The organism is Synechococcus sp. R5-15 (assembly GCF_047462035.1).
Classification (GTDB): Bacteria; Cyanobacteriota; Cyanobacteriia; order Thermostichales; family Thermostichaceae; genus Thermostichus.
Genome location: NZ_JANSIK010000192.1, coordinates 1 through 13,883 on the forward strand (window position 1 = coordinate 1; position 13,883 = coordinate 13,883).

The following is a 13,883-nucleotide window of genomic DNA, read 5'->3' on the forward strand; positions in this document are numbered from 1 at the left end:
ACTGCACGGGCGGTCGGAAGCAGGAACCCGCCGAGACGACTGCGCAAGGAGCCATCCATGCGTAGCGTGGCAGGAATCTCCGGCCTTCAGGCCGGGGAGGATGTCAAGGTATTCTGTAGAGGTACGCCAAGGCTGGCTCTTGCTACGGCCCCTAGATGTTGCCTTGTGTAACAGCAAGGGCATAATCTTTTGTCCTGCCTAGAGGTCTGCTGTACAACGAAGAGCGAGATACAGCTTTTCTCGACGTTGTGGGAGGTCTGTGGAGTTAATAGAATCCCGGCCCCCTACACGTCTGTACTGGCTTCGGGAGGCGTCGTCGGAAAAAGCTGTGAACCCCATTGCTAGCAACAGCCGGTTAGTTCCACTTTTGGGAATCGTCATGGAAAGTCGTGGTTACAAAAAGTCCTCACAGAAGAGCTTTGAGTTGATGCGGCATTTCGCAGAAACCTACGCCAAACGCTCCGAGACCTTTTTCTGCTCGGATCCATCAATTACGACGGCGGTGATCGAAGGCTTGGCTCTGCACAAAGAGCAATTGGGCGCCCCGCTGTGTCCCTGTCGTTTTTATGAAGACAAAGAGGCAGAAGCAAAAGCAGGCTATTGGAATTGCCCCTGTGTACCCATGCGGGAGCGAAAGGAATGTCACTGTATGCTGTTCTTAACGCCGGATAACCCCTTTGCCGGCAAGAGCCAAACCCTAGAGGAGGTGCCCCTGGAATACCAAACTACCAAATGACAGCGCCCGGCAGGGACAAAGGCAGGCTTTGGAAGGGTGACAGGGCTCGGTATAATCGAAAAGCCGTTGGGCAATGGTTATTTGCACGAGGAGGAAACGCTTTTATGACTCCCTCACTTGCTAACTTCCTCTGGAGCTTGGTGGCTGGTGCAGTTGTGCTGGGGGCTCTCTTTGGCGCCATCATCTTTGTCAGCCAAAGGGATAAAGTGCGTCGTCGCTGAGATCCCCGCTCGTTGGCACTTGCCCGCCAATGCTTCCCTTTTCCCTGTACTGCTATCGCTGGGTGGGGAGAGACTGGGGTGGCAAGATGTGGCTGCGGTACGCAATCGCTGGAGGGCTTCGCCCCTGTTGTCGGGGATCCAGCTGGGTTGGGTGACCAACAGATTGAGATCTAAGGTGCTTGAAGCCGTTGTTGCAAACGATCACACCTTATGAAAGGCCTCCGGCCCGCTGCCGCGATCGAAGACTATCCAGCGATACCCCAGGGATCCCTTGCCAGCGTTGACCCACCCCTTGTATTACTGGCGGCAAAAAAACCGCTACTACCACGAGGATCTGGAGCGGCTGCATCGCTTTTTTGTCCCTGCCGGTTTGCGCATCTTGGAGATTGGTTCCGGCACGGGATCCCTGCTCAATGCCTTGCAGCCCAGCTTCGGGGTGGGGATCGACCGGGATGCGGACATTGTTGCCCAAGCTCAGGCAGAGTTTCCCCATCTCCATTTCCGGGTGCAAGATGCCCACACGCTGGACAAAGGGGATCCCGTCTTGGCGGAGCCTTTTGATGTGATCTTGCTCGTCAATACCCTGGGCTACCTGGCCGACATCCAGCAGGTTCTCCAGCAGTTGCGCCGCTTCTGTACCCCACGCACCCGCCTGATCCTCTCCCACCACAACCCGCTCTGGGAGCCGATTCTGGGCTTGGCAACCGCTCTGAAGCAACGGATGCCTCTGCCGGCAGCCAACTGGTTATCGGCAGCCGATGTGGCCAACCTGCTGCACTTGGCAGGATACGAGGTCATTCAGCAGGGCAAGCGGCTGTTGTTGCCGCGGCGGATCCCACTCCTTTCCACCGTGATCAACCGGGTGATCGCCCCCCTGCCTGGGATCAACGCCCTCTGCCTGACAGAGTACACGATCGCTCGCTTGCAGCCCGACCCTGCCTGGGATCCCCCCCCTGAGCAGCAGCCTTCCTGCACCGTGGTGATTCCGGCTCGGAATGAAGCGGGCAACATCCGCCGCTGCGTGGAACATTTGCCCGAGATGGGATCCCGCACCGAGATCATTTTTGTGGAGGGGCATTCCAGCGACGGGACTTGGGCCGAGATCCAGCGGGTACAGGCGGAATACCAAGGGATCCGCAATATCCGGGCTCTGCGGCAGGAGGGCAAGGGCAAGGGGGATGCGGTGCGCAAGGGGCTAGCCGCCGCTACAGGGGATGTGTTGATCATCCTCGATGCCGATTTGACGGTACAGGCAGAGGACATGCCCAAGTTTTTCCGGGCTGTGGCTTCCGGGCGATGTGATTTTGCCAATGGTTGTCGCCTTATCTATCCCCTGAAACCAGAGGCAATGCCTCGGCTAAACCAATGGGCCAATCGTTTTTTTGCCGCTCTCCTCTCCTACATTCTCGGCATCCGCATCAAAGATTCCCTCTGTGGCACCAAGGCCCTGTGGCGGGAGGATTACCAGCAGATTGCCAAGCTGTGCCAAGAGTGGGGGGATTTCGACCCGTTTGGAGATTTTGACCTGTTGCTGGGATCCGCCAAGCGCACCCTGAAGATCCTGGATATCCCCGTGCGCTATTTCCCCAGAACCTATGGTCGCTCCAACATTCACCATGTGCGAGAGGGGCTGCGGCTGCTGCAGATCTGTGGCTTTGCCCTCAAGCGCTTTAAGGGGTGCTGAATGTTGCTCTAGACCAAAGGCGCCGGTCTGTACTCTTGTCGAGGCAGGGCCAGTCTCTGCAAGTACTTCTCCACCGTTGGGATTCCCGCCTAGGCACCCAGGACTCGTTACAATAATTAGTCAATCGGATCACTGTAATGTGTGGATCGGCCCCCATGGGGAGTGCCACGGGAACGAGCAATGGGAGAATCCGTATTGAGCAGGCTGGGCCAATGGATCTCGAATACCCCCCTGCGCTCCCTTGACCAAGCTTATGAGGCTGCCCTGCGCATTAAAGCCATCGAGGATCAATACTTCCAGGGAGGATCCATCGGCAGCAACGGGCAACATGGCCAGAATGTCAGCCGCTACTTTCAAATTCAACTGCGCCGGCAACTGCGCCAGATCGATCTGCGTTTGGCAGAGTTCAGAGCCAGCAGCGCCCTTTCTCGCCTGCCGGATCCCGAGCAAAATGGCAGCGGCCCTACTTCTGCCCAAGATAAAGCTCAACAACTCCATGCCGCTGAGGCCAATGTTTCTGAAAGCAGCAGCGAAAACTCCGAGAATGGTCGCCAAAGACGAGATCTTTCCATCTTGGAGAAACTGCAGTTTATCGATCAGGTGACTTCTCGATACAAACGCCCGACCAGAAAATCCCAACCTGTCTCTGCTTCAATTTCCACTTCACCTGAGCCTCTCGAACCGCCAGAACAACCTACCTCAACTGAACCCAGTTCTTCTAATGTCTCTGTCAAGGCAGGCTCCGGCAATGGCGCTGCCCCGGTCGCTTCCAAAGCTGCGATTCTGCCCCGTTCTATTCTGCGCACAGCCAGCCAAATCCGCCGTGAGCTGAGTTCCCAGGCCGAAGAGGAACTGATCCAGGAGTATCGCGAGGCTCGCACTCGCACACTGGTATCGATTCGTTTTCTGTTGTTGTTGGCCGTTTTGCCTCTGCTCACCCAGATCCTCTCGAAAAACTTTCTGTTTGGGCCATTGGTGGATCACTTCCAACAACGGGAGCCTGCCATTGTGGCTCTAAGCCACGAATTCCAAGAAAAAGCCCTGTCAGAGTTCGAGTTTTTCAAGGAAAGAATAGAATTTGAGCGAGCTTTGCACCATCAACCCCCAGAGTGGGATCTGGAATCAGAAGAGCAACTGTCCATGAAGGCAGAGGAACTGCTGAAAAAATATAGCCGTAGGAACTCGGAAGGCTTGAAGAATATCCTTGCTGATTTGCTTTCGCTGCTGGTGTTTGGCTGGCTTATCTTTGTTGGGCGTGAGGAAATCGAAGTCCTCAAGTCTTTTTTGGATCGTCTGATCTACGGTCTCAGCGATAGTGCCAAGGCTTTCATTATTATTCTCTTTACCGATGTGTTTGTCGGTTATCACTCTCCCCACGGTTGGGAGGTGCTGCTGGGTAATTTGGCTGCCCATTTGGGGGTACCGGAGAACCGCGATTTTATCTACGGCTTTATTGCTACTTTTCCGGTTTTCCTAGATACGCTTTTTAAGTATTGGATCTTTCGCTATCTAAACCGTGTATCGCCGTCTTCGGTGGCCACCTATCGGGCTATGAACGATTGATTTTTGGGTTAACCGGAACAACTGTGGCCGCGCGGGCGCAAGGATTGTCGATGGCAGAACCCGCAGACAAACCAACGCTCCAATTCGGCGGCAGGGGTAGGACAGCGGCAGGCGGGGCAAGGGAACAGGTTCTCCTGGGTTTGTTGTTGCTTCACCACTCTGGCCCAGCGCTCGAAAGCCACTTTCGGGTCGGAGGTGGGCTGTTTTGGATTGGGGCTGCGACAGGATCCAGGGCGTTGTCCATCTTGGTCTGCTAGGCGGGGAGCGCCATAAAACTTGCTGGTCAGCTCCGCATCAGGATGGGGGGCAGCCGGGCTGGATCCCTTGTGCCAGGCACCAGAGCTGAAGCGGATATCGCTGAGGGGAGATTGTAGCCGGCTGTTGAGTTTCCTGAGAATGATCTGGCGTTGCAAGGTTAAGTTTTGTGCCCAGGCCGGGGTAGAGGTGGCCACCTGCAGCACCTGTCGGCGCAGGCTGAGAGGATAGGTTTGGGCGGCTACGGCCTCTCCGACGAGTTCGGGCCAGAGCTGCCGCAGGGTTTGCATTTGCTTCAGTTCAGCCCAACGGGGATGGCTGCCAAAGCTTCCCAGTACCTCATCTAACCGCTGCAACATGGTGTCGATAGGGTGTCAATGGCAGGCAATAGCTTAGGAAACACCATTTTGGTCTTCCGGCGATTGAGCCGCTTCTTTGAGGGCAGAGTGAATGGAGTCGGTATCGGGCAAAGAAGGGGATCCACCGTTTTGACTGAGGGGGGCAAATCCCTCTAGGCTGCGGATGTGAATATCTTGTTGCGGGAAGGGGATGCGGATCCCACGTCGCCGAAACTCAGCCTCGATTAGGAAGTTTAGCTCGCTGATCAAGACAAACTGATCTTGAGGACGGTTGATCCACACCAGCAGCTCAAAGTTAAGTGCAGAAGGGCCAAAGGACTTGAGCCAGACTTGGGGGGCAGGGCTGCTCAACACCCGAGCATTTTCTCTGGCGGCGCTGAGCAGGGCTTCGGTAACCAAGGCGGTATCGGAGCCGTAGGCCACGCCCACAGGAATGTGAATGCGACAGCGGGGATCCCGGTAGCTCCAGTTCACCACCTTCGATTCGGTAAAGCGGGAGTTGGGCACAATCACAAAAATGCGATCCAGGGTGCGCAAGACGGTGGCCCGTGGGCCAATGCGCTCCACCGTGCCGAGCAAGTTGTCCACTTCCACCAGATCCCCTATTTGGATGGGGCGCTCCAGCAAAATGGCAATGTAGCTGATGTAGTTGTTGGAGAGGTTTTGCAAACCAAAGCCGATCCCCAAACCCACCGCCCCGGCAATAACCGCCAAGGAGCCCAGATTAAGGCCGCTGAAGGGCAAGACCAGAAGGATGCCGAACAGGGTCAGGATGTACTTGAAGATGGCCGCCGAAGACTCTTGGGTGCCCAGATCCAGCCCCAGGCGTGCCAAAAAGCGCTGCTTGAAGCCAACACTGACGTAGTGGGCGCCAGTGAAAACCAAGATAGAAAGGAGGAGGAAGACCAGCAAGCTGGCAATCGAAACGCTGGAGTTGGGCAGAGGCTGGGTGAGAACGCCCAGAGCCGTGGCGACCACACGACCCAGGCCCAGGTAAAAGGAGCGCTGAAACGGTCGTAGGGCAGGGATGAAGCTGATACCGCGATCCAGCGAGATGCCGGCGATGAGGATCACCCCCACGCCCCGCAGCAGCATCCCACCCACATCAATCCAGGTGCCCCAGGTCTCTCCGGCCTTAAGCTCCAACCAGCGTTGCAGACGGGTTAAGCTGCGGTCGAACAGCCGCCAGAGAAAGAACCCCACCACCAGGGTGGCGATCCCTGCCAAAAGGGTCAGAACCAGCACGCGCGGATCCTGGGCCCGCTGCAGAGCCAGCAGATCTTCGCGGTAATCGGCAATCGCTTGCTCCAACCGCCGCGCCCAACTGTTAGCCACCAGACGCACGTCATTCAGGCTCACCTGACCCAGTGCCACCCTGCGCTCCGCGGCAGCATCGGCATAGGTGACGGTGAACAAATACCGTTGGGTGGCCTCAAAGCGGCCTCTTTCCCCCAGGCGTAAGATGTATTGCCCATTGGTATCCTGGGCCACCCGTACCTCTGGCTCCGGCAACTGGCCTTCTTCGAGAAAGCGCTCGATGATCGCCCGAACGTTGTCGGCCCGCACATCGCTGGGGTAGTCTGCCGTCTGCAGGCGGAACACCGGTATGTTCCCGACCAGCACTTCTGTGCCCTCTTGGCCGGTCAAAGGGATCCCGACTGGGCTGGGGGCTGGGGCAGGGGATCCCTCAGGAGTTGGCGCTTCAGCCGGTGTGGGTCGGGGATCGGCCAGGAAAAAGTTGGGATCCCGAAATTCAAGGGCTTGAGCCAAGGGGATCCCTGAGGAGGCAGAGGCGACGGCAGGGGTGAGCCAGAGACCTATCCCCACCGTCAGCCCAACCCAAAGAGCTGCTCGCTTAAGTGGGACGGAGTCCTGCATGGCCGGTTTGGTACGAACGCCTATCGATCAATTGGGGATCCCTGAGGGCTGCCCCGCAAGCTCATGGTGGCACAAGCCGACCTCAATTTTGGCCGATCTGAGCAAGGATTTTAGGTGCCCTGAGAATGGCCCAGAAGGCGTTGACGCAGCTTTTTGATTCTATCTCGCAGCTCGGCGGCTTCCTCAAATTCTAGGTTTTTGGCGGCCTCTTTCATCTTCAGTTCCAGTTGGCCGATCAGCTCCGGAATCTCGGAGAGAGGGATCTCTTGCGCAGCTTGAAAGGCTTTTTCCAGATCTGGGTTGCTGAGTTTGCGGGAGATGGCCAAAAAAGACAAGATGGCATTGCTGTTTTTCTTGACGATGGGCTTGGGCGTGATGTTGTGTTGGCGGTTGTATTGCAATTGAATTTCGCGGCGACGCTGGGTTTCGGCAATGGCCCGGGCCATGCTGCTGGTCATGGTGTCGGCGTACATCACCACCATACCGCGGACATTTCGTGCTGCCCTCCCAATCATCTGAATCAGGGAGCGCTCTGCTCGCAAAAACCCTTCTTTGTCGGCATCCAAAATGGCCACCAAAGAAACTTCTGGCAAGTCCAACCCTTCCCGGAGCAAGTTGACTCCCACCAACACGTCAAAGGCCCCTTCTCGAAAGTCTTGTAGGATTTCAATTCGCTCAATCGAGGTGATCTCGGAATGCAAATAGCGAACTCGGATCCCTCGCTCCTGGAGATATTCTGTGAGATCTTCTGCCATCCGTTTGGTGAGGGTGGTCACGATCACCCGTTCGGCAGATCCCTGCCGAGAGCGTTCCAATCGCAAGTAAATTTCTCCCAGCAAATCGTCCACTTGCCCAGCCGTGGGGCGCACATGCACCTCAGGATCCACCACGCCGGTGGGCCGAATTACCTGTTCGATAACCCGACCGCTGCCCTGCACATAAAACTTCAAGGTCTTGCCATCTTCCACCCGGGTTTCAAATTGGGCCTCGCTCTGCTCTAGTTCCCAGTTGCCGGGGGTAGCCGAAACAAAGATACACTGATGAACCTTGGCCCAAAATTCTTCGGCTTTGAGGGGGCGATTGTCGAGGGCGCTGGGCAGGCGAAAACCGTGATCCACCAGCACCTGCTTGCGGGCACGGTCGCCATTGTACATGCCGCGAATTTGGGGCACGGTCACGTGGGATTCATCCACCACCAGCAGCCAATCGTTGGCCTTGAAATAATCCACCAAGCAGGCGGGGGGCTCTCCTGCTTTGCGTCCCGTTAAATGTCTAGAGTAGTTTTCGATCCCATTGCAATAGCCCACCTCCCGCAGCATTTCTAGGTCGTAGCGGGTGCGCTGCTCTAGGCGTTGGGCTTCCAGGAGCTTGCCTTCTTTGCGAAAGAAGGCCAGTTGCTCTTCCAGTTCTTGCTCGATATTGAGGATCGCCCGCTCCAATTGTGCTTCCGGCGTTACAAAGTGCCGAGCAGGATAAACTCTGAGGGCGCTGAGGCTGTTCAAAATCTCGCCTGTAACCGGGTCGATTAAGCGAATGGCCTCGATCTCATCGCCAAAAAATTCGATGCGAATGACCCGATCCTCATAGGCCGGCACAATTTCCAGCACATCCCCTTTGAGGCGAAATCGCCCCCGCACCAGCTCCAGGTCATTGCGCTCGTACTGGATGCTGGCCAGAGCCCGCAAGACATCCCGTTGGTTGATCTCCTGGCCGACTTTGAAGGGGATGGAAGCCTTCAGGTACTCCTCTGGCATGCCCAGACCATAGATGCAGCTCACCGAGGCCACCACAATCACATCCCGCCGTTCAAACAAAGAGCGGGTAGCCGAGTGCCGCAGCATATCGATTTCATCGTTGATGGAAGAAGATTTGGCAATGTATGTATCGGTGCTGGGAACATAGGCTTCCGGTTGATAGTAGTCGTAATAGCTGATGAAGTATTCAACGGCATTGTGAGGAAAAAGCTCCCGCAGCTCATTGCACAGTTGTGCTGCCAAAGTCTTATTGTGGGCCATCACTAAGGTGGGCCTGCCCACCTGCTGAATGGTATGGGCGATGGTAAACGTTTTGCCGGTTCCGGTTGCTCCCAGCAAGGTTTGGAAACGATGGCCTTCTGAAATTGACTTCACCAAACCGGCAATTGCCTTAGGTTGATCTCCGGTGGGTTGATAGGGAGAAACCAGTTGAAACTCTGACATGGGTTTGACTTTCGGATGGGCCTAGATAGCTGCCGGGCTGGTCAAGGCAGGGCTGATCTGCACGTTGGTTTGGAATGGTGGTGCGGATCACAAAGGCTTGTGGGGTGCCTCTAAGCTTGACCGCCTGCTCAGCAGTGGGCTCCAGCTTGCGCACCAGGATGAGCCTCTGTTCCATGGTAAGGTTTTATCATGCAGGACTGAGGGCAGCGCTTCTTCCACTAGGCCTGTTCATGCCAGTGATGTGAAGCATTAGGGCCTGGGTACACGCGCTACGTCTCCCTCGGTGAAGAGATGAGATATGGGACGACGGCAACTCTTGCGCGGGATCCTAATCGGGTTGGGTCTTCTGGCCGCCATGGTGGTGTGGGTTGTCGTATGGCTGCTCACCCGCAGTCCGGTGGCTTTGTTGCTGGCCCACCCGGAGCTGCCGCCAATTGTGGGTTTGGCCCCTCGCTCCGCACAAGCGCTGCTGGTGTTGGCTGTTCCCCTGGACGAGGTGCAAGCGTTTTGGCAAGCGGCAACTCCTGCCCCCCAGCGACGCGCTGCCCGTCAGCAGTGGCAAAAGTTTTTCTCCCCTGAAGGCCCAGGCTGGCTGGGATCCTTGCTGGCCGGGGGATCCCTTGATTTCGAGCGGGAGGTGCGGCCCTGGCTGGGGAGGAGCACCCTCTTGGCCAGTTTGCCGGAGTGGGGCACCTTGGTTGCCCTAGAAACGCGGGATGCGGCAGTCTCTCAATTTGAGCTGAACCTGTTGTGGGAACGGCAGAGCTTGGCCGGGAGGCCGGTGCAGGTAGACACTTACAAGGGCATTCAGGTGGTGTCTAGCCCGATTCCGGGCCTGCAGGGGTTCTCGGCAGCCGTTTTCGGCGAGCAATACGTGTTGTTGGCGGAGCAGTCTGCTGCCATTCGGGCTGCAATCGATGCTTGGCAGTTGCCGCAGTTGTCTCTGGTGGCTCAGCCTCTGTTTCAGCAGGTCATCCAGCCCTTGCGGGAGGCGCATGTGGGTTGGGCCTTCTGGCAAAATCCAGAGGCGGTTTCTTCAGATGGGCTGACGTTGCAGGCGGTAGGGCTGGGGTTGGGGGTAAACTTCCGCGGCTTGGTGGCCGAAAGTGCTGCCCTCTGGCATGCGCCCGCTGGCTTCTCCTTGCCGGCGGCAGAAGCCTTTCGCCCGCAGATCCTTCAACATCTGCCGGATAAAACCTTGGCGCTGATTTCCGGAGAGAATCTGGTCTCAGTTTGGCAGAGCCTGGGGCAGATCCAGCCCCTAAATTCCCTGGGGTTGCGGGTGGATCCCGGCCAGTGGCTGCAGCGCTTGCAATCTCAGGTGGCGCTGGACTGGCAGCGTCTGTTGCCGGAACGGGGAGAGTTTGCCTTTGCCCTTTTGCCCGGCGACGGGGATCCAGCCTGGCTGTGGGTCGGTAAGCTGCCGGATGAGTCGGTCGCGACAGCGGGACGGAGTCCTTATTTCGACTTGGATGAGCGGGCACGCGCCCAAGGCTGGCAGGTAATCTCTCTGGCAACGAAGCGCGGCACCGCCACTGCCTGGGCCCAACCGACCACTCCTACGGGGGAGACGGAGTCCTTGCCGTCAGAACCCCCGCCGGTGGCGACAGCGGGACGGAGTCCTTACCGCTCTATCCATCGACCGGAGATCCCTGTGTTGGCAGGCGAGCTGCTGGAAGTCAGTGGGAAAGGAGGATCCGCGTCATTGCAGGCGGCAGAGGCTCTCCCCCAAACGCTGCCAGGGATCCCGCTGCCGGCACAGGTGTATCATGCCGATCGCAAAGGCTATTCCTACCTGGCCTCTTCTTTGGGGGCTCTGGAGACGGCCCTCGCGGATCCCCCCTTGAGTGCAAATCGCGCCTGGCGCAAGTTGGTGGCTTCCCTGCCCCACCGCAATTTGGGCTATGGCTATGGATCCCTGGGGTTGCTCTTGGAAAGCGAGCTGCCCGACCCGGTCGCGTCAGCGGCGCGGAGCGCTAAGGGATCCCGCTGGTCATCCACGCGCTTTGCCTTCGCCACCACAGCCCTAGCGGTTTCTGAAGCTCCCTACCCCGATCGGGGCTGCCAGATTACCCAAATGGGCAAGCTGTTTTGGGAGTGGTATTGAGGGTCAGACTATCCAGGGATCCCGGCAGTTGGGGTGGATGTACTTGGCCAGATAGACCTGGTTGCCCATTTCATTCCACTCCACAAAGTCGAAGATTTGGGTGAGCAGCAGCATTCCTCGGCCCGACTCTTCGGTTTCCAAGATGTTATGTTGGCATCGGTGGAGCTTCTCTTGGGGACAAAAGCCGGGCCCTTGATCTCGCACCAGCCATTGGTAAAAGGGCTCCGAGCTGGCGTACTCGATGATCACCTTCTTGTTGGGGTCGAGGCCGTTGCCGTGGCGGACGGCATTGATGATTGCTTCCTGTAGGCCCAAACGTATTTCCGCTCTCCAGGCAGGAGGGACTTTTGAGATCAAGAGATCGAGGACAGGCTGAGTGTAGAGGGTGGAGGGAAAGCTGATAACGCTCCAGGAGCAGTGGGCGGGTTTGAGGGAAAGGGCAATCACGGAGGCAGTCTTCCCTGGGGCACGGCACTCTGACCCCATTCTAGCAATCCCATCGGGGTCAACCCCAGCAGAGGTGCGGCAGGAGCTCGGCAAGGGGACTTTTGCCGTACCATCTTGAGTGGTAAGTCTCTTCGCGGTTTTATGGCGATCAAGGTTGGAAATAAGGTCAAAGTTCGCTCTGTCCAGGATCGCGGACAAGAAAACCTCAGCGCTCTGGTGGGCAAAGAGGCTGTGGTGCTGGCACGGCGTGTGGTCGATGGCAGCGGTGTCGGCTACATTCTGGAGTTTCCCGATCGCTCTCGACATTGGTTTTTCGAGAGTGAACTGGAGGTGCTCTAAGCCCCTGTCTGTGTTCTGTTGTCTAGAGGGTCGGTTGGTGGCTTCTCCTCCTCATTTGACTCGCCGTTTGCTGGCCCGCCAGATGGCCGCGCAGGTGGATGGCCTGACCGTGGAAATGGCTGCTGCTGCTCTGGAGGCTATGCTGGACAGCATTAGCCAATGCCTGGCCCAGGGGGGATCCGTGCGGCTGGCTCGCTTTGGCACGTTCTCGCTGCGCCATCGTCCCGCCCGGCAAACCTATCATCCGCGCACCAAGGCCCCTGTTCACATCCCGGCTGCCGATGTGCCTCATTTTGTTCCCAGCCCTGAGCTGGGGCGTCCAGCTGGGGTTCGGGTGTCCAAGTCTGAGTCTGCGGGATCCGTGTAGGGTAGCTGCAGAATGACCGTCCTGCTGTGGTTTCGCACCGACTTGCGCCTGCTGGATCACCAGCCGCTGACGCGGGCCTGCCAACAGGGATCCCCTTTGATCCCCTTGTATTGCTTGGATCCCCGCCAGTTTGGCCAGACTTCCTTTGTACTCCGCCCCAGAACCAGCCCTTTCCGCGGTCAGTTTTTGCTGGAGAGTTTGGCAGATCTGCGGCAGCAGTTGCGGTCGCGCGGCTCGGATTTGGTGATCCGCCAGGGACAGCCAGAACAGGTGATCCCCACCTTGGCACAGGAGTGGGGGGTCGAGGCGGTCTATGCCCATGAAGAGGTGGGCACCGAGGAGAAGGAGGTGGCGGCAGCGGTTGAGCGGGCTTTGCAGCCTCTGGGGATCCCGTTGCAGGTTGATTGGGGCCATACCCTCTATCACCCTGAGGATCTCCCCTTTTGTCTCTCGCAACTGCCGGAGCTGTTCACCCGCTTTCGAAAGCAAGTCGAGGGGAGCACCCCCATCCGGGATCCCTTGCCCATTCCCTCGATCCCCCCCCTGCCATCGGGTTTGGATCCCGGCCCTCTGCCCACCCTGGCCTCGCTGGGGCTATCTTCACCTGCCGGGGATCCACGGGCCCGCTTCACCTACCTTGGCGGCAGCACTGCTGCCCATGCCCGCCTGCAAACCTACCTTTGGGATCTGGATCGGCTGCGCATCTACAAAGAAACCCGCAACGGCATGTTGGATCCCGACGATAGCTCCCGGCTTTCTGCTTGGTTGGCCCTGGGCTGCATCTCCCCTCGCACCGTCTATGCCGAGGTCAAGCGTTACGAGCAGGAGCGGGTGCGCAATGAGTCCACCTACTGGCTGGTGTTTGAGCTGCTGTGGCGGGATTATTTTCGGTTTATCTTGGCCAAGCACGGCGCCAAACTGTTCCGTCCTTCTGGGATCCAAGGGATCCCCATCCCTTGGCAACAGGATTGGCCGCGCTTCCAGGCTTGGTGTCGAGGTGAGACGGGCTACCCCTTGGTGGATGCCAACATGCGGGAGCTGGCGGCTACTGGGTTTATGTCCAACCGGGGACGGCAGAATGTGGCCAGCTTTTTGACAAAAAACCTGGGCATCGACTGGCGCATGGGCGCTGAGTGGTTTGAGTCGCTGCTCATCGACTACGACGTGGCCAGCAACTACGGCAATTGGAACTACACCGCCGGCGTAGGGAACGATGCCCGCGGCTTCCGCTACTTCCACATCCCCAAACAATCTCGCGAGTACGATCCCAAAGGAGACTATCTGCGCCACTGGTTGCCGGAATTGGCCGGGATCCCGGGGGATAAAATCCACGAGCCCTATCGCCTCACTGCTGCCGAGCAGAAGCAATTTGGAGTTCGGTTGGGGGTGGACTACCCTCGCCCACTGGTGGATTTGGAGAAGTCTCTCGCGGCCAACCGACGGGTTTACGAAGCTGCCCTGACCTGCCGATAGGCGTGGCTATGTCTGTGGCTTCTCTCCCGAGAGGGGGCTGAGGGGATTTTCTGAGGCGCAGTTCCGGCCCAAGAGTGCTATTCTAGTTAAGCACTATCCTGGCTCAGTAGCTCAGCGGTAGAGCAGGGGACTCATAAGCCCTTGGTCGCGTGTTCAAATCACGCCTGAGCCATCCACGTCAAACTTTTTTCAGCTAGAAATCGCAGGAGCCCCGCACTGTACCCGTAGGGTCAGTGTCGGGAGGAATGCGGAAGTT

General features: G+C 57.8%; 12 protein-coding genes and 1 tRNA gene. 9 read left to right on the top strand and 4 right to left on the bottom strand.

What is annotated here, in order from left to right; translation table 11 throughout:
• Positions 1-379 precede the first annotated feature (379 nt).
• The 4 genes from NW839_RS13460 to pxcA all read left to right on the top strand — a co-directional run bounded on the left by NW839_RS13460 (position 380) and on the right by pxcA (position 4,204).
• Positions 380-736 carry a ferredoxin-thioredoxin reductase catalytic domain-containing protein gene (locus tag NW839_RS13460; RefSeq protein ID WP_011432451.1) on the top strand — a complete coding sequence of 119 codons (357 nt, stop codon included), beginning with the start codon at positions 380-382 and terminating at the stop codon, positions 734-736.
• Between the two features lie 104 nt (positions 737-840).
• The gene (locus NW839_RS13465; protein ID WP_011432450.1) at positions 841-957 is read left to right on the top strand and encodes a photosystem II reaction center X protein; all 117 of its coding nucleotides are present in this window, start codon (positions 841-843) and stop codon (positions 955-957) included.
• 280 nt (positions 958-1,237) lie between these two features.
• On the top strand, positions 1,238-2,641 hold the full coding sequence (locus NW839_RS13470) for a glycosyltransferase (RefSeq protein ID WP_414351779.1): 1,404 nt from the start codon (positions 1,238-1,240) through the stop codon (positions 2,639-2,641).
• Positions 2,642-2,821: 180 nt separating this feature from the next.
• Complete coding sequence (gene pxcA, locus NW839_RS13475; RefSeq protein WP_414351776.1) at positions 2,822-4,204, top strand: proton extrusion protein PcxA; 1,383 nt, start codon at positions 2,822-2,824, stop codon at positions 4,202-4,204.
• Between the two features lie 8 nt (positions 4,205-4,212).
• Here pxcA and NW839_RS13480 read toward each other — a convergent pair whose 3' ends face one another.
• The 3 genes from NW839_RS13480 to uvrB form a co-directional block, all read right to left on the bottom strand.
• Complete coding sequence (locus NW839_RS13480) at positions 4,213-4,818, bottom strand: DUF721 domain-containing protein (protein ID WP_414351773.1); 606 nt, start codon at positions 4,816-4,818, stop codon at positions 4,213-4,215.
• A 33-nt stretch (positions 4,819-4,851) separates the two neighbouring features.
• The gene (locus NW839_RS13485; protein WP_414351770.1) at positions 4,852-6,696 is read right to left on the bottom strand and encodes a mechanosensitive ion channel domain-containing protein; all 1,845 of its coding nucleotides are present in this window, start codon (positions 6,694-6,696) and stop codon (positions 4,852-4,854) included.
• Between the two features lie 110 nt (positions 6,697-6,806).
• On the bottom strand, positions 6,807-8,894 hold the full coding sequence (uvrB, locus tag NW839_RS13490) for an excinuclease ABC subunit UvrB (RefSeq protein WP_414351768.1): 2,088 nt from the start codon (positions 8,892-8,894) through the stop codon (positions 6,807-6,809).
• Between the two features lie 298 nt (positions 8,895-9,192).
• On the opposite strand from uvrB, the gene NW839_RS13495 reads away from it, so the two are divergent.
• On the top strand, positions 9,193-11,001 hold the full coding sequence (locus tag NW839_RS13495; protein WP_414351766.1) for a DUF3352 domain-containing protein: 1,809 nt from the start codon (positions 9,193-9,195) through the stop codon (positions 10,999-11,001).
• 3 nt (positions 11,002-11,004) lie between these two features.
• Here NW839_RS13495 and NW839_RS13500 read toward each other — a convergent pair whose 3' ends face one another.
• Positions 11,005-11,448, bottom strand: coding sequence for an ATP-binding protein (locus tag NW839_RS13500; protein WP_414328951.1), 444 nt, complete (start codon positions 11,446-11,448; stop codon positions 11,005-11,007).
• Positions 11,449-11,589: 141 nt separating this feature from the next.
• On the opposite strand from NW839_RS13500, the gene NW839_RS13505 reads away from it, so the two are divergent.
• The 4 genes from NW839_RS13505 (at position 11,590) to NW839_RS13520 (ending at position 13,799) form a co-directional block, all read left to right on the top strand.
• A complete protein-coding gene (locus NW839_RS13505) occupies positions 11,590-11,787 on the top strand; it encodes a cytochrome b6f subunit family protein (RefSeq protein ID WP_041436278.1) in 198 nt (65 codons plus the stop codon).
• Positions 11,788-11,824: 37 nt separating this feature from the next.
• Positions 11,825-12,154: an HU family DNA-binding protein gene (locus NW839_RS13510; RefSeq protein ID WP_238376891.1), complete on the top strand. Its 330-nt coding sequence runs from the start codon at positions 11,825-11,827 to the stop codon at positions 12,152-12,154.
• A 12-nt stretch (positions 12,155-12,166) separates the two neighbouring features.
• Positions 12,167-13,627 (top strand): DASH family cryptochrome, encoded by a 1,461-nt coding sequence (locus NW839_RS13515; protein ID WP_414351765.1) that lies wholly within the window; start codon positions 12,167-12,169, stop codon positions 13,625-13,627.
• A 100-nt stretch (positions 13,628-13,727) separates the two neighbouring features.
• Positions 13,728-13,799, top strand: a tRNA-Met gene (locus NW839_RS13520).
• Positions 13,800-13,883: the final 84 nt, after the last annotated feature.